Source organism: Rhodococcus indonesiensis, assembly GCF_047782815.1.
Classification (GTDB): Bacteria; Actinomycetota; Actinomycetes; order Mycobacteriales; family Mycobacteriaceae; genus Rhodococcus; species Rhodococcus indonesiensis.
The window spans coordinates 2,505,452-2,523,774 of the sequence record NZ_CP180630.1 but is presented as its reverse complement, the minus strand read 5'-3'; the positions used below and the strand labels follow the sequence as shown (position 1 = coordinate 2,523,774).

The 18,323-nt window shown below is 69.2% G+C and carries 23 protein-coding genes; 10 read left to right on the top strand and 13 right to left on the bottom strand.

What is annotated here, in order from left to right:
• Window positions 1–79 precede the first annotated feature (79 nt).
• Entirely contained in the window at window positions 80–502 is a 423-nt protein-coding gene (locus ACM26Y_RS11855; protein ID WP_003935473.1) for a pyridoxamine 5'-phosphate oxidase family protein, read from the bottom strand.
• A 213-nt stretch (window positions 503–715) separates the two neighbouring features.
• Here ACM26Y_RS11855 and ACM26Y_RS11850 point away from each other — a divergent pair, with 213 nt between their 5' ends.
• Window positions 716–2,422, top strand: a complete 1,707-nt coding sequence (locus ACM26Y_RS11850) for a GAF domain-containing protein (protein ID WP_416063505.1) — start codon at window positions 716–718, stop codon at window positions 2,420–2,422.
• An 81-nt stretch (window positions 2,423–2,503) separates the two neighbouring features.
• On the opposite strand, the gene ACM26Y_RS11845 is transcribed toward ACM26Y_RS11850, so the two are convergent.
• Complete coding sequence (locus tag ACM26Y_RS11845) at window positions 2,504–3,673, bottom strand: RNA polymerase sigma factor (protein ID WP_416063504.1); 1,170 nt, start codon at window positions 3,671–3,673, stop codon at window positions 2,504–2,506.
• A gap of 7 nt (window positions 3,674–3,680) precedes the next feature.
• Window positions 3,681–4,088: a YciI family protein gene (locus ACM26Y_RS11840; protein ID WP_289379512.1), complete on the bottom strand. Its 408-nt coding sequence runs from the start codon at window positions 4,086–4,088 to the stop codon at window positions 3,681–3,683.
• A 207-nt stretch (window positions 4,089–4,295) separates the two neighbouring features.
• On the opposite strand from ACM26Y_RS11840, the gene ACM26Y_RS11835 reads away from it, so the two are divergent.
• Complete coding sequence (locus ACM26Y_RS11835) at window positions 4,296–4,706, top strand: hypothetical protein (protein WP_416063503.1); 411 nt, start codon at window positions 4,296–4,298, stop codon at window positions 4,704–4,706.
• Between the two features lie 96 nt (window positions 4,707–4,802).
• Window positions 4,803–5,972, top strand: a complete 1,170-nt coding sequence (locus ACM26Y_RS11830; RefSeq protein WP_416063502.1) for a carboxylate-amine ligase — start codon at window positions 4,803–4,805, stop codon at window positions 5,970–5,972.
• 6 nt (window positions 5,973–5,978) lie between these two features.
• Here ACM26Y_RS11830 and ACM26Y_RS11825 read toward each other — a convergent pair whose 3' ends face one another.
• From ACM26Y_RS11825 to ACM26Y_RS11805, 5 genes are all read right to left on the bottom strand, one after another.
• On the bottom strand, window positions 5,979–6,416 hold the full coding sequence (locus tag ACM26Y_RS11825; protein WP_289379518.1) for a nucleoside deaminase: 438 nt from the start codon (window positions 6,414–6,416) through the stop codon (window positions 5,979–5,981).
• Window positions 6,417–6,481: 65 nt separating this feature from the next.
• On the bottom strand, window positions 6,482–7,009 hold the full coding sequence (locus ACM26Y_RS11820; RefSeq protein ID WP_416063501.1) for a hypothetical protein: 528 nt from the start codon (window positions 7,007–7,009) through the stop codon (window positions 6,482–6,484).
• A gap of 59 nt (window positions 7,010–7,068) precedes the next feature.
• On the bottom strand, window positions 7,069–7,467 hold the full coding sequence (locus ACM26Y_RS11815; RefSeq protein WP_416063500.1) for a hypothetical protein: 399 nt from the start codon (window positions 7,465–7,467) through the stop codon (window positions 7,069–7,071).
• A complete protein-coding gene (locus ACM26Y_RS11810) occupies window positions 7,464–7,967 on the bottom strand; it encodes an ATP-binding protein (RefSeq protein ID WP_289379507.1) in 504 nt (167 codons plus the stop codon). Before ACM26Y_RS11810 ends, ACM26Y_RS11815 begins: the two co-directional genes overlap by 4 nt.
• 110 nt (window positions 7,968–8,077) lie before the next feature.
• On the bottom strand, window positions 8,078–8,677 hold the full coding sequence (locus ACM26Y_RS11805) for an LppP/LprE family lipoprotein (protein WP_289379506.1): 600 nt from the start codon (window positions 8,675–8,677) through the stop codon (window positions 8,078–8,080).
• Window positions 8,678–8,817: 140 nt separating this feature from the next.
• Between ACM26Y_RS11805 and ACM26Y_RS11800 the strand changes: the two genes are divergently transcribed.
• A complete protein-coding gene (locus tag ACM26Y_RS11800) occupies window positions 8,818–9,066 on the top strand; it encodes a hypothetical protein (protein WP_416063499.1) in 249 nt (82 codons plus the stop codon).
• Window positions 9,067–9,187: 121 nt separating this feature from the next.
• Here ACM26Y_RS11800 and ACM26Y_RS11795 read toward each other — a convergent pair whose 3' ends face one another.
• Together ACM26Y_RS11795 and ACM26Y_RS11790 are read right to left on the bottom strand one after the other, a co-directional pair.
• The gene (locus ACM26Y_RS11795; protein ID WP_416063498.1) at window positions 9,188–10,714 is read right to left on the bottom strand and encodes an SIR2 family protein; all 1,527 of its coding nucleotides are present in this window, start codon (window positions 10,712–10,714) and stop codon (window positions 9,188–9,190) included.
• A 296-nt stretch (window positions 10,715–11,010) separates the two neighbouring features.
• Entirely contained in the window at window positions 11,011–11,214 is a 204-nt protein-coding gene (locus ACM26Y_RS11790) for a hypothetical protein (protein WP_289379503.1), read from the bottom strand.
• Window positions 11,215–11,529: 315 nt separating this feature from the next.
• Here ACM26Y_RS11790 and ACM26Y_RS11785 point away from each other — a divergent pair, with 315 nt between their 5' ends.
• The 4 genes from ACM26Y_RS11785 to ACM26Y_RS11770 all read left to right on the top strand — a co-directional run bounded on the left by ACM26Y_RS11785 (window position 11,530) and on the right by ACM26Y_RS11770 (window position 14,313).
• On the top strand, window positions 11,530–11,913 hold the full coding sequence (locus tag ACM26Y_RS11785; protein WP_416063497.1) for a hypothetical protein: 384 nt from the start codon (window positions 11,530–11,532) through the stop codon (window positions 11,911–11,913).
• A 122-nt stretch (window positions 11,914–12,035) separates the two neighbouring features.
• Window positions 12,036–12,482, top strand: a complete 447-nt coding sequence (locus tag ACM26Y_RS11780) for a hypothetical protein (RefSeq protein WP_416063496.1) — start codon at window positions 12,036–12,038, stop codon at window positions 12,480–12,482.
• 164 nt (window positions 12,483–12,646) lie between these two features.
• Entirely contained in the window at window positions 12,647–13,312 is a 666-nt protein-coding gene (locus ACM26Y_RS11775; protein ID WP_416063495.1) for a HEAT repeat domain-containing protein, read from the top strand.
• Complete coding sequence (locus ACM26Y_RS11770) at window positions 13,312–14,313, top strand: HEAT repeat domain-containing protein (protein ID WP_416063494.1); 1,002 nt, start codon at window positions 13,312–13,314, stop codon at window positions 14,311–14,313. The genes ACM26Y_RS11775 and ACM26Y_RS11770 overlap by 1 nt, the downstream gene beginning before the upstream one ends.
• A 96-nt stretch (window positions 14,314–14,409) precedes the next feature.
• Here ACM26Y_RS11770 and ACM26Y_RS11765 read toward each other — a convergent pair whose 3' ends face one another.
• Window positions 14,410–14,793, bottom strand: coding sequence for a VOC family protein (locus tag ACM26Y_RS11765; protein WP_416063493.1), 384 nt, complete (start codon window positions 14,791–14,793; stop codon window positions 14,410–14,412).
• Window positions 14,794–14,943: 150 nt separating this feature from the next.
• Between ACM26Y_RS11765 and ACM26Y_RS11760 the strand changes: the two genes are divergently transcribed.
• Window positions 14,944–15,402: a hypothetical protein gene (locus ACM26Y_RS11760; RefSeq protein ID WP_416063492.1), complete on the top strand. Its 459-nt coding sequence runs from the start codon at window positions 14,944–14,946 to the stop codon at window positions 15,400–15,402.
• Here ACM26Y_RS11760 and ACM26Y_RS11755 read toward each other — a convergent pair.
• A complete protein-coding gene (locus ACM26Y_RS11755) occupies window positions 15,389–15,688 on the bottom strand; it encodes a protease inhibitor I42 family protein (RefSeq protein ID WP_289379497.1) in 300 nt (99 codons plus the stop codon). The two genes, ACM26Y_RS11760 and ACM26Y_RS11755, sit on opposite strands and share 14 nt — an antisense overlap.
• Before the next feature lie 141 nt (window positions 15,689–15,829).
• On the opposite strand from ACM26Y_RS11755, the gene ACM26Y_RS11750 reads away from it, so the two are divergent.
• Complete coding sequence (locus tag ACM26Y_RS11750; RefSeq protein WP_289379496.1) at window positions 15,830–16,267, top strand: SRPBCC family protein; 438 nt, start codon at window positions 15,830–15,832, stop codon at window positions 16,265–16,267.
• Between the two features lie 81 nt (window positions 16,268–16,348).
• Here the strand turns inward: ACM26Y_RS11750 and ACM26Y_RS11745 are convergent, their stop codons facing one another.
• Window positions 16,349–18,169: an NAD(P)-binding domain-containing protein gene (locus ACM26Y_RS11745; RefSeq protein ID WP_416063491.1), complete on the bottom strand. Its 1,821-nt coding sequence runs from the start codon at window positions 18,167–18,169 to the stop codon at window positions 16,349–16,351.
• Window positions 18,170–18,323: the final 154 nt, after the last annotated feature.

Genomic DNA, 18,323 nt, shown 5'->3' with positions numbered 1-18,323 from the left:
AATCCTCCGGACAGCACGGTACCGCACGGTGAGCGGACTCACATCGACTCGGATCGAGGGGTGCACGGCCGCCGGGTGATCAGCTGCACGCGCCGGGCCACCACGGCAGCGTGGCACGACGTCCGCTGATGTGCTCGACGTCGATGACGAGCAGCGGATCCTCCGTGCCGATGCCCCACGGCACACCGTGGGCGCCGTCGAATCCGCGGAGGCCGTCGGTGCCCCGTACCAGCCGGGCGCGGCCGATCGCGACCACGCTCCATCCCGTCCGGACCGGCGCCTCGAGCTGCTCGGCGTGGAAGGCGAGCAACCCGCCGTCGAAGCGCTCGAACCACCCGTCGTCCCCGGTGGGAACGATGATCTCGCCGTTCGGCGCGACAAAGGTCACCGGGTGCACCGCCGGCAGTGCGCCCTCGGTGTAGAGCAGACGGCCGGTCGGCACCGAGCGCAGCAGCGCCATGCACCGACCGGGCGCGAGCGGGGCGTCCGGACCCGTGGTCATCCTGGGCCTACTCCTCCCACCGAGACATTCTCCGACTCCACAGTGGCCCGCGGTGACCTCGAGCGGCAGGGTCGAAAGTCGTCACCGTCGGGGCGCAAGTCACCGCGGCGGCGGCATTCCACGGATTACCCTCTGCACAATGGGAGAAACCGGGCCTTCGGAAGCAGCCGGGCGGGGGCGCCCGGGGCCCGTGATCCACCGAAGGGGTGAGCGATGGCTGCCGACGAGGAACCGTTGCTCGCGGGCACGCTCTCGCAGCTGCGGCTGAGGGAGCTGCTCGCGGAGGTCCAGGACCGCATCGACCAGGTGGTCGTCGCGCGCGATCAGATCGACGGGCTGCTCGAGGCCGTGCTCACAGTCGCGTCCGGCCTCGAGCTGGAGGCGACGCTGGCGCGCATCGTGCACGCGGCCATCGAGCTCGTGGACTGCCGTTACGGCGCCTTGGGCGTGCTCAATCGCCGTGGCGACGGACTGCAGAACTTCGTGTACGAGGGCATCGACGAGGACACTCGCGCGCTGATCGGCGACCTCCCCACCGGTCACGGCCTGCTCGGGCTGCTGATCGAGCAACCGAAGCCGATCCGCCTCGACAACCTCGCCCAGCACGTGGCCTCGTCCGGCTTCCCGGATCACCATCCGCCGATGCGGACCTTTCTGGGTGTCCCGGTCCGGGTGCACGGGGAGGTCTTCGGCAACCTCTACCTCACCGAGAAGGCGAACGGTCAGTCGTTCACCGAGGACGACGAGGTGATCGTGCAGGCCCTCGCGGCCGCCGCGGGCATCGCGGTGGACAATGCGCGCCTGTTCGAGGAGGCCCGGCTGCGGCAGCGCTGGCAGGAGGCCACGAGCGAGATCCGTGCGGAACTGCTGGCCGATACCGACCCGCAGGACGTGCTCGACCTCATCGCCCGGCGCGCACTGGTGCTGGCGGAGGCGGACCACGTCCAGATCGCCCAACCCGAGGATCCGGATGTGCCGCCGGAGGAGGTCTCGACCCTGGTCGTCACCGCGTACGCCGGTTCGGACCCCACGGCGTTCGAGGGCAAGCGGATCCGGGTGGAGGGCACCGCCACCGGATCCGTGTACCGGGGCGGGCAGCCGCTCCAGGTCACGGAGTTCGACGGCGACGGCGATCGGCACGGACCGGCGCTGCTGCTGCCCCTGCGCGCCTCGGCCGACACCGTGTCGGGGGTGCTGTCGGTCATTCGCACTGCGGATCGGGAACCCTTCGACGACCGGCAGCTCTTCCTCGCCACGTCGTTCACCGATCAGGCGGCGCTCGCGCTGAAGCTGGCCGACGACCAACGGCGGCTCAATTCCCTGACCGTGCTCGCCGACCGGGACCGCATCGCGCGGGACCTGCACGATCATGTCATCCAGCGATTGTTCGCCCACGGTTTGAACCTGCAGAGCACGCACGCCCGCACCCGTTCGCCGGAGATTCAGGGGCGCCTGGCGGACATGATCGACGACGTGCAGAACATCATCACCGACGTGCGCACCGCGATCTTCGACCTGCACGGGGGAGCGGAGGGCGGCCGCCAGCTGCGCCAGGCGCTGCACGACATCGTCGCCGAACAGACCGCCGAGGTCGGCCTGCGCACCGTGGTGCGCATGTCCGGTCCGCTCAACGTGGTCACCGGTTCCCTGGCCGATCATGCGGAGGCGGTGCTGCGGGAGGCGATGAGCAATGTGGTGCACCATTCCGGCGCGGACACCGTCACGGTCACCGTGTCGGTCGACGACTATCTCACCCTCGACGTCACCGACAACGGCGTCGGTCTTCCGGTCACCGTCGCGCGCAGTGGACTGCACAACCTGGCCTCCCGGGCGGAGGAAGCTTCGGGCACCTTCACCGCGACCGCAGTCGACACCGGTGGCACCCGTGTGCTGTGGTCGGCTCCCCTGCCCGAGGACTGAGCTCGTCCCGCCACGGCGTGAGCATCTCCCGCCCCCGCGACTCACTCGAGTACAGCAGCGGCCTCACCGCCGAGTGCCGTTTCAGCGGCGCGCCCGGGCGTTGAGTCGGGCCGCCTGACGTGTCAGGTGGTCCCGTTCGGCGAGGTTCGGAGCCTTGCGGGCTGCGTCGGCGTACAGCAGTGCCGCTGTGGCCGGATCCCCGGCCCGCTCGTGGAGATACGCCGCCACCGCGGTGTGGCGGGGCAGCGAGTCGTCCAGCGCCGCGAGTGCGACGAGGCCGGCGCGCGGCCCGTCGGCCTCGCCGACGGCCACCGCCCGGTTGAGCCGGACGACCGGGCTGTCGGTCAGCCGGACGAGCTCGTCGTACCACTCGACGATCTGCACCCAGTCGGTCTCCTCGGCGCTCGGGGCATCGGCGTGGAGTGCCGCGATGGCGGCCTGCGCCTGGAATTCGCCCAGCCGGTCGCGGGCGAGCGCCGCCTGCAGGATCTCGACCCCCTCGGCGATCGACTCGGTGTCCCATCGGGTGCGGTCCTGCTCGGCGAGCGGTACCAGGCTGCCGTCGGGTGCCGTCCGGGCGGCACGCCGGGCATGGTGGAGCAGCATGAGAGCGAGCAGCCCCGCCACCTCGGGATGGTCGATCGCGCCGGCGAGCTGCCGGGTGAGCCGGATGGCCTCGGCGGCGAGGTCGACGTCGCCGGAGTAGCCCTCGTTGAAGACGAGGTAGAGCACGCGCAGCACGGTGGCCACGTCGCCGGGCCGGTCGAATCGCACCCCGGCGACGGTGCGCTTGGCCCGGCTGATGCGCTGCGCCATGGTCGCCTCGGGCACCAGGTACGCGCGGGCGATCTGGCGGGTGGTCAGCCCGCCGACGGCGCGCAACGTGAGGGCGACCGCGGACGACGGCGTCAACGACGGGTGGGCACACAGGAAGTAGAGCTGAAGGGTGTCGTCCACCGCGGGGACGGGTGCCGGCTCGGCGCCTCGGTCACTCGGCCGGCCCCGCTCCGCGTAGACGAGCTGCTCGCGACGTCGGCGGGCACCGTCCGTGCGGACGGCATCGAGGAACCGGCGCCAGGCCACGGCGATCAGCCAGCCCTTCGGGTCCCGCGGTGGGTCGGCCGGCCAGACGCGGATCGCCTCGACCAGCGCGTCCTGCACGGCGTCCTCGGCCGCCGCGAAGTCTGCTCCGCGACGGACGAGGATCCCGAGCACGCTGGGCACGAGGGTGCGGAGCTCGAGTTCGTTCACCGGACGGTCACTCCGTGACGGTGGGCGGCGCCGTCAGGAAGGGGCGCAGCTCGAGCCACTCGTGGATCGGCTTTCCCCCTGCGCCGGGGGCGGCCGACAACTCTCCGGCCAGCTCGACGGCGCGTTCGTAGCTGTCGACGTCGATCACCATCCAGCCGGCAATGAGATCCTTGGTCTCGGCGAACGGGCCGTCGGTGACGGGCGGCCGGCCCTCGCCGTCGTACCGCACGAACACTCCCTCCGGGGCGAGTGCCTGACCGTCGACGAATTCGCCGGTCCCCTCGAGCCGGGCCGCGAAGTCGTGCATGTACTGCATGTGCGCCGAGATCTCCTCGGGCGTCCACTGGTCCATGGGCACGTCGTTGACCGCCGCCGGAGCGCCGCGGTAGTGCTTGAGCAGCAGGTACTTGGCCATCGTGTTCTCCTCGGTGCTGGTGCAACCCATTGTGGTCGCATTCGATTCGGGGACGGAGCCGGTCGTGCGTTCTCGACATCGCCGTCCGAATCCTGTCCGGTCCGGAAATCCGGGTTCACCGACCGGAGTCGGAAAAGTCGAGTTTCTCCGATATGCGCCGGCTCGACGCGGTGTGGGGATTACCATCGAATTCTGCGAGGGAACCCGATGAATACGAATTCGACCGCACTGGACGACCAGGTTCGGGCCGTCCACCAGTTGGTGCGCACGCAATTGCAGATCCTCGAGGTTCGCTACGAGCACAGCACGCATCCGAGGGCGAAGCGGCACATCGAGGCGGACATCCGTCACGTCTCCGAACGATGCGACGCCCTCGAGCGAATTCTGGATTCGCGCACTTCGTCTGCAACCGTGTCGTCGTCCCGTGCAGCGCGGCTGAGCGACTGCATCGCCGCCATCGCCGCGTCGGCGGACAGGCGCAGCGTCGTCGCCCTCGAACACGTCCTCGCGGGCCGGCTGACCGACCGTATCCGCACCCTCGAATCCCTCGCGATCACCGTCGGGGACCGGCCACTGCAGCAGTGGGCACGTGGACTCCACTCCGTCGGCGCCGCCTGATTCCGCTCCCGATTCCTTCCCGCCCGCCCGGGTCACGTGCAAGGCTGGAGCCACGGTCCGGCCGAGCTGTTTCGGCCGGCCCGGTGGGAGGCGACAATGACGTCCACGCTGCCGCGACGTGCCGGAACCGACCGCGACGACCTCCGGGTGCTGACCATGGGAGTCGAGGAGGAGTTGCTGCTCGTCGACGCCGACTCCGGCCGGCCCCGGCTGAACAGCGCGGACGTCGTGGCCGGTGCCCGCGACACCGGGCTCGACCTTCAGCTCGAACTGTCACGCTGCCAAGTCGAGACCGCCACCTCGGTCTGCACCCGGATCGACGAGCTGCGGCAAGAACTGCGTGCCTCGCGCGGGGTGGCAGCGGCAGCCGCCGCGGCCGCCGGATCCCGCCTGCTCGCGACGGCCGTACCTCCGCTGGACACCACCCCGCCGGGGGCGCTCACCGACGCCGCCCGGTACCGGCGGATGGCCCGGCACTTCGGAGCGGTCACCGACCAGGTGATCTGCGGCTGCCACGTCCACATCGGCGTTCCCGATCGCGAGGTGGCGGTGCAGGTCAGCAACCACCTGCGGCCGTGGCTGCCGGCACTGCTCGCGCTCACGGCGAACTCGTCCGTCACGGCCGGCGCCGACACCGGCTACGCGAGCTGGCGTCACATCCAGTGGGGGCGCTGGGCCAGCGGCGGGCCGCCGCCGCTCTTCCGGTCGGCTCGGCACTACGACGACGTCGTCGCCATGATGCTCGACGCCGGGGTCCTCCTCGACCCCGCGATGGTCTACTGGGACATCCGGCTCTCGCCGCACCTGCCCACCCTCGAGATCCGGGTCTGCGACGTGCCCGCCACGATCGAGGAAACCGTCACGGCCGCCGCACTCGTCCGTGGGCTCGTGGCCACCGCACTCACCGCGGTCCACCGCGGGGACCCGGCACCGCGGCTCGAGGCCGAGCGGCTCGAGGCCGCGTGCTGGCGTGCCGCCCACGAGGGCATCGACGGATACGGGATGGATCCGCTGACGCAACGGCCCGTTCCTGCCGCCCGGCTACTGGGTTCGCTGCTCGCACACGTGCGACCCGGCCTCGAGGAGACCGGCGACTTCACGTCCACCCGCGCGTCCGTGCGGCGGATCCTGCGCCGGGGCAACGGCGCGCGACGTCAGCGGCGCGCGCTCGCGGCGTCCCGCACCCCCACCGACTTCGTCGCGGCACTGGCCCGCATCACGGCGGAGGGCTGTGCGCCGGCCGCTCCCCCACCGCCGGCCCGGTGAGCGCCCCTACCCGGAGGGTGCGGCGCCGATGTCCTCGTGCCACAGGTCCGGGTGCTCGGCGACGAACGTGGCCATCATGTCGATGCAGCGTCGATCGTCGAGGACCGTCACCTCGACGCCGTGCTCGGCGAGCCAGTCGTGGCCGCCGGTGAAGGTGACGCTCTCCCCGATCACCACCGCACCGATCCCGAACTGCCGGATCAGGCCACTGCAGTACCAGCACGGCGACAACGTCGTCACCATGATCGTCGAACGGTAGTCGCGTCGGCGGCCCGCCGCCCGGAAGGCGGCGATCTCGGCGTGCAGCGACGGATCGTCCTCCTGCACGCGCCGGTTGTGGCCGCGCCCGAGCAGCGTCCCGTCCGCGGCGAACAGGGCCGCACCGATCGGGATGCCGCCCTCGGCGAGACCCAGCCGGGCCTCCGCGAACGCAACGTCGAGCATCGCGTCCGGCGAAGGACTCCCCACCGACCCGCGTGCGTTCGTCACGGCACCACCCCGAATCCCGGTCAGCTGAACGACTTGTGGATCTGCGCGCCGTAGCGGCGGACGATCTTCTGCTTGGTCGCAGTGTAGGCGTGGACGTCGTCCTGCAGGCCCCTGTTCTCGAGGGATCGTCGTGCGAGTTCGCCGGCGATCACATCGAGGAACAACTCGGCCAGCAGCAGCCGCGCCGCGTCCCGGAACCGGCCCCGGCCGTCGAGGTACAGCTGCACGGTGGGATCGCCGGTATTGATGAGAATCGTGCGGTGCTCGGGGTCGTACACGGCACGTCCAGCGTCGTCCCCGAGATATCGCAGGTCGTACCCGACGAACATGTCCTCGCCGTGGTTCCGCGGCGCCCGGTGGCGCTGCGCCGGACGAGGCGGCGCCGGGTGCAGCCGCGGGACATGATGTGGCGACGGCGCGTCCTCGGCGACGACGATCTCGCACCACGCCCAGAACGCTCCGGACCGCACCATGATCTCGCCGCGCTCCCCGGGCGTGTCGCCGACGACGGTCCATTCCAGTCGCTGCGCACCGGTCTTCTGCTCCACGGCGATCTCGGTGGGCCGTGGGTCGATCCGCAGCGAGTCGGGCAGCGTGTACGAGATCGTCAGCCGGTCGTCGCCGGGCAGGCGCTCGGTGTCGACCTCCAGGGTGACGTGGAACGGGTGGCCGGGCCGGCGGTAGTAGAACGGAGACCGTTGGTGCGCTCGTCGCCCGACATCGTCAGCTCGACGCCTTTGGCCCGCTTCACGGTGAGGGTGAAGGTGTGTTCGGTGCCGTCGTAGGCGAAGCTGCCGGGCGCCTCGGGACCGATCAGGACGACCGCCGGGGGTTCGTCGAAGAGCACTCGGCCGCTGCGCTGGATCTCGCGCAGTCCGGCGACGTGCACCACTTCCACGGTGCGCCGCGACAGCACCTCCTGCAGGTACACGTTGTCGGACAGTGCCTGCACCACGGTCTGGAACCGGGAGATGACCACGTGCGGGTTCTCGACGACCAAGGTCACCCGGGTGCCGTTACCGCCGATGCCGAGGCGTTCCCGGTCGTCGTCCGTGGCAGGCCGGTCGCCCCCGTGGTCGTCGTACAGATAGCCCCGTTCTCACCGCGGAACAGGTCGATGCGGATGAGCCGGCCGTCCCTGACGGTCTCGATCGTCCCGACGCCGACCCCGAAGACGGCCTGCTCGAGGCCGCGGCCGAAGTAGCCGCGGCCGTGTCCTTCGCCGCGCGAGAGCGGGCTGTGCGCGCCCCCGTACGCCAGGATGCGGGCGGCCTGCTCGAACGGCATCCCTTCGGCGTGGTCGGTGACCTGCAGGACCGCACCCGACTGGTGGCGCTCGTAGGCGATGTCGATGCGGGCCGCGGCGGCAGCGCCGCCGTTGCCCAGACGGGAGTAGCTGTCGTCGCTGTTGGTGATCAACTCCACGAGCGCCTTCTCGATCGAGGCGAAGCGCCGCGAATCGATACCGATCACGCGCTGGTCCACAGGGATGGGAGCGACTGCCATCGTGTCCGCCTTGTCGATTCCGCCGGGGTCCCTGGGGGCGGATTCCCGAACTTGCCGTGATCGTACCGATATTCGCGCCGAGCCCGCGGCAATCGATACGTCCGGCGGCGTCACCGCATCGCGTCGCAGCCCGTCGACTCCAGGTATTCGTCCGGCAACCGCCCGTCGGTGACGACCTCGCCGCCCGACCACGTGAACGTCAACTCCGCGAAGCCGGTGGCGGCCGCGTTCGGCTCGCCCTCGCGCGGGTAGTTGTATTCGACGTCGAGCGAGTCGAAGGCCGTGGCGACGACCGCCGGGTTCAGTGCGCACGGCGTGGCCGTGCCGACGTACTCGCCGCGGTGGAACAGCAGCAGGTGGGTCGGTGACGACCCGGTCGCTCCGACGATGCCGACCTGCGCGTAGCTGAGGTCGCTGCAGCGGTTGTAGTTGCCGTTGTACGCCCGCAGCCACGTCGCGTCGGGGATCTGCTGCGGCGGGGGAAGCTGCTCGATCACCGCGAAGACCTCGGGGGCGTCCAGGTCGACGGCCGGATCGCACGGTTTCTCGTCTGCCGTCGTGGCCGCCACGGACCCGCCGGTGGGCGCCTGGCGGGATGTCGCGGTGGTCGGTTCGGCCACCGGCTGCCCGTCCTGGGTCTGCGCGCATCCTGCAAGGGTCGCGATCGCGGCGACCGACAGGACGCTGAGATTCACTGCGCGACTCGACATGAGGCTCCTCGGACACTCGGATGCGACGGCGGTCGCCGCGACGGGAACGGATTCTGTCAGTTCGGACCAGTCCCGACGAGAGCTGCGTGAGAGTGTCGCGGACCAACACCTATTCCCCGGACCGGTGACGCCAGGCCGACGTGTACGTGTTCTGTCTGTTCGCGCATCGGGACAGGGCAACCGCCGACCCGCTCGACGTCGGTCAGTGGGAGTTCTATGTGACGAGCGCCCACCGGCTCGACGAGACGGTCGGCGAGGAGAAGCGGATATCACTCGCAGCGCTGCTACAGCGGGTGCACCCGATCCGGGCGGGGTTCGGTGAACTGCGAGCAGCGGTCGAGGCGGTCCCGACCGGAGCGCGGGATACGCGGAGGCAGGCCCCGGAGTGAGGTACGAAGGCGGAGGAGGGTGAGAGGTCCGCGGAGATGATTGGCGAACCTGAGGCGTCGACCACGCGCTGAGTGCCCAGCCAATGTGGCCGTACCGATGTGTCGAACAGGCGAGCGGTCCTCACCGCTGTTCGGCGACCCGAGGCCGTCCTCCCAAGTCCGTCAGCATCTCTTCGACTCTTTTCCAACCGCTGGACCTTCGAGCGGGGTCGTTCGCCGGCAGCGCGACGAGCGACTCGAGCACCTCACGCAAACGTACGGACGGGTGGTCGTCCTCGAACAGATCGGCGTAGTCGGGATCGAGCAGGTACGCATCCGACCGACTGCTGTGTCGAGCGGCCGCCCACGACATCCGGTCGAGGAAGACCTCGAGCCGGCGGGCGGCATCTCGGGCGCCGCCCGTAGACGACATCGGGACCGTGGTGAATCCCTGGTCAGTGGAGACGGAATCGGGATGAAGGGCGAGCACCGTGGCCAGAGTGCGCTCGCCGCCCGCTCCAGCCAGGGACCGGACCCGGCGCACGCGATCCACTGCGTCGGCAAAATCCTGATCCGCCAGGCTGTAGCCGACGAAAACCAGGTGACTCGTCATCAACAGGGACTCCACCACTGCGAGTGTGGCGCTGTGGTGGGTCTCCAGTCTCCGATAGTCGTTCTCGGTCACGACGATCGACGATGGGCGTCGCACGTCGCCGTGGAGCTTCAACAGCCATGGGACGGGCTGATCGGCGATCTGACGGGTCATGACTCGATAGCCGGCCGACCCGATGCTTCCGCCGAAGGCCAGTTCGTACGCTGCGTCGTAGTTGGTGGTCACATTCTGCCGGACCGAGAGGCCGGCAAGCAGGAGGTGCGCCGGCGCGCACGCGGAAACGGCCACCCTTCTCATGATTTCGGCCTCCAAGGGGCCTCGGCCGATTCTCCCTTCGATCTCTTGGGCAATGGCCGGTGCCTTCTCCGGCGTGTAGTACGAGAGTTCTTCGCCGGCAATCTCTTCGAGCAGTCCCTTCCAATCGGGTAGGCCCAACGGAACATTGACACCGGAGCCGAGGAACAGGGACAGTTCCTGACGGGCCGCTCGCGCTCCGAGTTCATCCGCAACCCGGAGTTCATCGGTAGCGAAGCCCTCCCAGTCCGTGCCGGATCTCTGGCCCTGGATGGCGACATGATCGCGGTCGTCCCACAGCACCAAGGCCACGTCCACATCGGCCCGATGAGCCACTTTGCGTAGGGCAGGAAGCAGTGCACGGATCAGGGCGCCACGGCGATACTCGAAACCGCCTGCGCCCGTGCCGACCAGCGGAAGCGCGATCAGCGGTTTGACGCGGCCCGCGACGAGTCGCCGGTCGGTCGCCAACCGCTCGACGGCTTCGGTGACGCCTGCGGCCACCCAGTCCGCGTCGTCTCGTCCGTCCGCCGTGACGACAAGACAGATCCTGCGCTCATCGAGTGTCCAGACGTCGGCGGTCCGGCCTCGGGCTCGGCCCTTCCACCGCCGGCCCCAATAGGAGGGCTCGAATTGATCCTCAGGAAGCAGCGCCGACCAATGCTCCCAGATCACTTCCCAGTTCGAATCACACGGTACGAGCACCGCGTTGCATTTCAAGTGCGTGAGATCTCCGCGGATCACGAACAGATGACCGGCCATAGCGCCCATTGAACAGGAATTGCCGCGAGGATCGGGACGCTCGGACCGTCCCTGCAGGCCGGCTGTTTTCCGCACGACCGAAGTACCTACTGCGCAGGCGGACACTGGCCGGGACTGCTGCGGCCACCTACCGGGCCCGGTGGCGCCACTACGAACGAACTGCCCGGTCGTCGAATTCGCACAGTCCCGTCAGAATCCGACGACACAGTCCATGGCGGTCTTTCGATCCCGGAGCCGATGGCCCGGAAACGGACCGTCAGCTCCATGCCGGGATGTGGCGCCCAACCCGGGGCAGGTCAGTCCCGGGCAGAGCCGGACTCGACCGAACCGGTGGCCACGCCCGCCAACCACAACGCGATGCAATCCGGCGAGAAGCGATCCCACTTGCACATCAGGGCGCGATCGGGAGGGGGCAGGACGCCGTCTGCGGCAGCGGTACCCGCCGAACCGATTCCGAATGCGGCAGTCACCGCGGTGACAACGAGGAGCTTGCGCAGCATGAAACACCCTTCCCGGAATGTACGAATTACCCGATCTGCTTCATCGAATACCGGAGGGCCACCGATACCGGCCGCTGGGCGCATACGGCGAGTGAGAGCAATGTCGACGTGGCGTGACTGTCGCGCTCCGTCTCACCGGTCAGCTCGCCCCTCAGCACTGCGACAACGCTTCAGGGCACCGATCCTCGAATCCGGCAGGCCGGCACCTCGTATACCGCGAGCGTTGTGTCACAAGGACTTCCAGCGCGGTGCCGTCCTCACCGGACCCACGTAACGCCGGACCGACCCTTCTCGATCATGAAACGAGTGGGACCGATGCCGGACGAAGGGATCTCTGCCGTGATCGGACGCATACTGGCGGCACCAACCGCGGCCGTGGCCGCCACCATGGTGATTGCACCTGCGATCGCTTTCGCACGGGACGGCGCTCCACCCTACGACGCGACCGGGTTCTTCGTCACCCCGTTCGATCCCGGCGCGTTCGGCGAGAACGCGCACAAAGCACTGATCCTCAGCCCGTACGGCACCGGACTCCGGATCGAATGCCAGTCCTTTCACGGGCAGACCGCCAATTGCATCCAGTACATCCCGGGCGGGCAGACGAACCCGCTGATCCGACTGAGTCCGCTTCCCGCCCCGGGGCAGCACGTTCGCGAGGTATGGGCGTACAACCCGATCGCTACCGGCAGCGTCGACTGACCAGGACCCACGGCGAAGTGGCGATGCGACAACACCCCGCCCGGTCTCGAGCGCCCGTCCAGCCCATCCGAAGCTGTACCTGCCCGGCATGCAGATACTCACCCCGAAGACAGGACCTCACGATGCTGACACGACCTCCGCTGCGCACGTCGCTGCGCCGCCTTGCCGCCGTCGCCGTGACGATCGCCGCCGCGACCGGGCTGACGGTGCTCACCGCCCCGACCGCATCAGCGGCAACGTTCACCCCCACCGTCGGTCTGCACGATATTCCGGGCATCTTCACCGACAACACCGGCTCGGCCGGCAACATCACTCCCTTCATCGACGCGGTTGTGTACGTGCGCACCGACCCGAGCACTCCGCCGCTGCGTGGGTGGACCATGGACTTCGACTACTGCCCGTGCACGGTGCACTGGCGCAACGAGACGACCGGCGCCTCCGGCACCGTCGAGGCCTTCACCGACCTGCTGCCGGCACAGACCGGAGCAGGCACCGTCACGGCCACGGTCACTATCGACGGGGCAAGCATCACCCTGCAGTCGGGTACCGCCACCTGGCACGCCGCGTGAACGAGCCGTGACCGGGGCCGGACGGCCCCACGCACAGTGCACCCCACGCACAGTGCTCCCCACGCACGACGGATGCGGCCGAGGGCGATGCTCCCCGGCGAGCACGCGTCTTGACCTTCACACTGTGACAAGCGCTCGAATGGTCGGCGAAGGAGGTGTTTCCCATGAATGCACCCAGCCACGGTGAGCCGGATGCTCGCCTTATCGATGCCCTCGCCGGTGACGATCCGGCGACCCGGCTACGGGCGGCGCTCGAGGCCGGCACCGTCGCCGACGAGCGGCTCACGACCATCCTCGTCGGCCGGTGCGCCGTCGAACCGGACTTCTTCGTCCGCGACATGCTGACGTGGGCACTGTGCCGGCTCCCGGCCGACGTCACCGTGCCGAGACTGCTCGAGGAACTCGGGTCCGGCACCACGCAGGCCCGCAGTCAGGCCCTGCACACACTGTCCAAGATCGGCGACCCGGGCGCCTGGCCTGCGGTGTCGACGATGCTGCACGACGGGGACGACGACGTCGCTCGCAGTGCCTGGCGAGCGGCTGTCGCGCTCGTGCCGGCCGGTAACGAGGGCCGGCTCGCCGCGGGTCTGGGGATCGCACTCGGACGAGGCGACCACGACCTGCAGCTCAGCCTCAGTCGCGCGTTGGCAGCTCTCGACGAGGCTGCCGTGCCGGTCCTGGAGGCTGCCATGGCGAGTTCCGACCCCGGCGTCCGGGCGCACGCCGAAGCCACCGAACGGCTCCGCCTCGATCCCGACAGCGGGTTCACACTGTCGCTGGAGCTGGCGAAACGTGTCGCCGCCACCGCACCGGACCGGGAAGTGATGTGATGTTGATCGGTGAGGTCTCGCGACGTTCCGGTGTCAGCACCCGCATGCTGCGTCACTACGACACCTTGGGTCTGGTGACGCCGACGGGCCGCACATCCGGCGGCTACCGCGAGTACACCACCGACGACATCCGTCGCCTCTTCCATGTGGAGAGTCTCAGGAGTCTGGGCCTGTCCCTGCACGAAACCAAACGCGCGCTGGACGATCTCGACTTCGCCCCGGCCCAGTTGGTGCACGACCTGATCCGGCACACCCGGGCGCGGATCGCCGCCGAGACCGAACTGCTTGCGCGACTCGAGCGGGTCGATTCGGCCGCGCCGGAGGCGTGGGAGGACGTCCTGCGCATCGTCACACTGCTGCACGCGTTCGAATCGGAGTCCGGGTCCCACCGTCAGCAGGCCGTCCTGTCGCAGCACGAGAACGCGGCGCTGCCCGTCGAGGCCCTGGCCGAGGCAACACTCGCGGAGGACGACCCCTACGTCGCCGGGGCGCTGCGCTGGTCGTTGGCGAGGGCCGGGGCTGCGGGGCTGGCGGAGTTGGCTGCCGGTTTGGACTCGCCGGACGTCGAGGTCCGGCGGCGGGCGATCGTCGCTGTCGCGGAGATGCACCTCCCGGACGCGACCGCCCTGCTGACGAAGGCCCTCGACGACAGCGACGCCACCGTGCGCGACCGCGCGGCCGTGGCGCTCGGCTCCCGGGGTGCCGGGGAGGCCGTGCCGATTCTGCTGGAGATGGTCGTCGAGGGCCGGGCCGACGTCGAAGCCGCCGAGGTTCTGGGCATGCTGGCCGCCGCGCCGGTGTCCACGGTCGACGTCGTCCGAGCCGTGCAGGAGGTACTCGACGGCACGCTCGACGCACCTGCACGACTGCGTGTCACGCAGGCCCTCGCCGAGATTCCCGGCCCTGCGGCGCGGGAGGTCCTCGTCGCCTTGACCGACCACCACGACCGGGTGGTCGCTACGACCGCGTCCGTGATCCTGGCCAGGCGCGGGTCACCGTGAACCGCTGTGCGTCCGGCGTCCGGGCGGCGTCGATCACGCGCCGGCCCTCCTCGCAGGGTGCAGTCACGATCGGTGTCGAAAGCCCCGGCGGGGCTGCTACGAGTCGTGCCTCGACTCCCACAACCCGATCACGTTCCCCTCGGGGTCGGAGAAGTACGCCGTGAATCCCATGTCGCCGACGGGCATTCGGGCCGAAATCGTCTTTCCGCCGAGCGACTCGATCTTCTGCAGGGCGGCGTCGATGTCCGTGACGTCGACGGTCACGACGGGACTCTTCAACTCGTGGCGCCGGAACATGCCACCGTTGATGTACCCGGGTTCGGTGGAGGTGCCGGTCTGGTCGACGGGACCGGTGGTGACGAGGGTGTAGTCCATGCCTGGAACGTCCGAGAGGGACCAGCCGAACGCGTCGCGGTAGAAGGACCGGGCGCGGTCACCGTCGTCGTAGGGCAACTCGAAGTGCACGATGCGGCCTGTCATGTCGTTCGCCTCCTGTGCGACCGGACGGCTTCCAGCGTAGACCCCCGAAAGGACGGGTGATGCTCGGAGAGTGGCGCATCGGCGCTAAGTGACCGCTAAGACGGCGGAGGTGTACTCGACCGTGGCATTCCGGTCGAACGAGGAAGAACCATGCATGTGAGCACGTCGACCGCCCACCTCGAGGCGGTACTGCAGCTGACGCGAACCCGGACCGAGATTCTCGAGGCGCGCCGGTCGCGCACGTCCGACCCGGTGACGCTGCAAGAGATCGCGGACGATCTCGAGCACTCGCGCGGCTATCGGGCCGCGCTCGAGCATGCGCTACGGGAATGCGGCGCCGCGCCGGGCCGGCCGTCGGCGCGGGCCACGAGGCTGAGCCGGTGCGTCTCGCGGATCGCGTCGGGCGGCGACGCCCGGCAGGTGGCGGCGCTCGAACGGGTGTTGCACGCACAGCTACTCGATCGGACCCGGACACTCGTGCGACTGACCGCGACCGGTGACCACCCGGCCGTGCACCGGTGGGCCTGCCGCCATCTGGCGCGATACCGGCACGCGGCCGAGCCCGGCGCATCCGGCGTCGCCGCGACAGGTCCGGTCAGGTCACAGTGACCGTCATGCGTCGCTCGTCGGCCGGCACGTGCTCGGCACGCTGCAACTGCAGCGACACCGGCCAGGTCCCGGCCCGCTTGGCGCGCAGATAGAGGATGCGTTCGCTGCCGGCTCCCGGCAACGGGTTCCGGGACGGCACGAATCGCACGTCGCTGAGCAGCAGGCCCTTGCCGATGTGGGTCGGGCACCAGGTGTAATCGCGGGAGGTGTTCTCCTGCAGGTGCAGTTCGATGGTGTCGCCCACGGCGACCTGCAGGTCCCGGGGTCCGGTGGTCACGTGCCTCATTGGACCAGAGTACGGCCCAATTATGATCTATGTCACCATCGGGAGCGATCCGGGAGGCTGGTTCGTCGAGCACGTGTCGGGGATTTGCGACGCGGGTATCCCGATTCCCGGCACGGAAGTCGACGAAGGAGTGGAAGAAACATGGCCGCATCGGTGTCAGACGAGTTCGAGATCGAGGCGACGCCCGAGCAGGTGATGCGCGCGTTGACCGACATCGAGCGCATCCCGGAGTGGTCGTCCTCCCACAAGGACGTCCGGGTCGAATCCTGGCACGACGACGGCCGGCCTCGCGTGGTACGCATGACACTCGCCTTGTTCGGCATCTCGGACACCCAGGTGATCGAGCACGAGTGGACCGAGGAGTCCACCTCGTGGACGCTGCTCGAGAGCGAGATGCAGCACTCCCAGGACGGCGAGTACCGCCTGACACGCACCGAGAGTGGGACACGTGTGCGGGTGACGATGTCCACCGATCCGAAGATCCCGGTACCGGGCTTCATGCTCAAGCAGGGGCAGAAGCACGCGATCAAGACGATCCGCAAGGGACTGACGGAGTTCGTCCTACGGCACTACGCCTGAGGCGCGAGACCCGACACGGCACGACAGAGACGGCGAGCCGCCGACGTCTCGTGGACGCCGGCGGCTCGACAGTGCCCCGGATCAGCTCAGGTGGTGAACCTCCTGCAGCCCGTACACCGGCGTCGGGATCCCCTCGTGCCGGGCCTTGAGCTGCAGCGCCAGGTACAGCGAGTAGTGCCGCGACTGGTGCAGGTTGCCGCCGTGGAACCACAGCCCCTCCTGCTGGGTGGGCTTCCACATGTTGCGCTGCTCGCCCTCCCACGGGCCGGGGTCCTTGGTGGTGTCGGAACCGAGTCCCCAGCACTTGCCGACCTTGTCCGCGACGTCCTGGCCGATCAGGTCCGCCGCCCAGCCGTTCATCGAACCGTAGCCGGTGGCGTAGACCACCAGATCCGCCTCGAGCTCGGTGCCGTCCTCGAGGATCACGCTGTTCTCGGTGAGCTCGCGGACGCCGCCGTGGGCGAGCTTGATCTCGCCGTCGGCGACGAGTTCGGCGGCTCCGACGTCGATGTAGTAGCCGGATCCGCGGCGCAGGTACTTCATGAAGAGCCCGGAGCCGTCGTCACCGAAGTCGAGCATGAAGCCGGCCTTCTCGAGGCGGGCGTAGAAGTCGGCGTCACGTTCGCGGATCGCGTTGTAGATGGGGATCTGGAACTCGTGCATGATCCGGTACGGCAGTGACGCGAACGTCAGGTCGGCCTTGGCCGTCGTCATCCCCGCGGCCAGGGCCCGCTCGGAGTACAGGTCACCGAGACCGAGGTCCATGAGGGAGTCGGACTTGACGATGTGGGTCGACGAGCGCTGCACCATCGTCACGTCGGCGCCGACCTCCCACAAGGCGGCGCAGATGTCGTGGGCGGAGTTGTTCGCGCCGATCACGACGGCCTTCTTGCCCGCGTAGGCGTCCGGCCCGGGGTGCTGACTGGAGTGGTGCTGGTCGCCGCGGAACCTGTCCATGCCGGGGAAGGTGGGAATGTTGGGCTTGCCGGACATGCCGGTCGCGAGCACCAGCTGCTTCGGCTTCAGCACGACGGGTTCGCCGTCGCGGACCACGTTCACCGTCCACTCGCCGGTCGCCTCGTCGTAGGACGCCGAGGTGCATGTGGTCTTGGACCAGTACGGCACCTCCATGACCTTGGTGTACATCTCGAGCCAGTCACCGATCTTGTCCTTCGGCGCGAACACCGGCCAGTTCTCGGGGAACGGCATGTACGGCAGGTGGTCGTACCAGACGGGATCGTGCAGGCACAGCGACTTGTAGCGGCCACGCCACTGGTCGCCGGGCCGGTCGTGCTTGTCGAGCACGAGCGCGGGCACGCCGAGCTGGCGCAGGCGGGCGCCGAGAGCGATGCCGCCCTGCCCGCCGCCGACGATCACGACGTACGGCTGAGTGGTGTAGCCGAGTTCGCGCTCCTCCGCCTCACGCTTCTCGGACCAGGTGACGCGGTTGCGGTCCGCACCGTGCTGCACACCCTTGGGCCGACGGACACCCTTGCTCTCCTCGTGTTCCTTGAGCTCCTGCATCGTGGTGAGCAGGGTCCAGGCGCCCTCGTCCTTCAGCCGCAGATGCCCGACGCCGCGGCCGACCGCGGTCTCGAACGCGATCCAGGCGCTGACGACCCCGCCGTCCTCGGTCGGCGGCTCGGTGGTGCGGAATCCACTGGGGTCGGCGTCGTGCAGGCGGGCGCGGAGCATGTCGGTGACGCCCTCCCGACCCTCGACGGTCTTGAGGTTCCAGGTGAAGGCGACCAGGTCACGCCAGAAACTGTCGGTGGCGAACATGCCCGCGGCGGCCTCGACGTCCCGCGCGGCCAGGGCGGCCTCGAAGTCGGCCAGCCACGCGTCGACCCGCTCCTGCGGTCCGGCGAGCGCGGCGTCGGGTGGGGTCAATGTGTCGGTCATTGCATGCTCCTCGTCCTGAACGGCTTGTGATTCAGAGCACACCGCACCGGAGGGGGGTGCGGCCAGCGTTGCATCGTGTTGCACCCGGCACGGCACGTGGCTGCCCGGATCGGGGACTCCGGCATCGACGCCTCCGTCCCGGGCGAACTGCCGC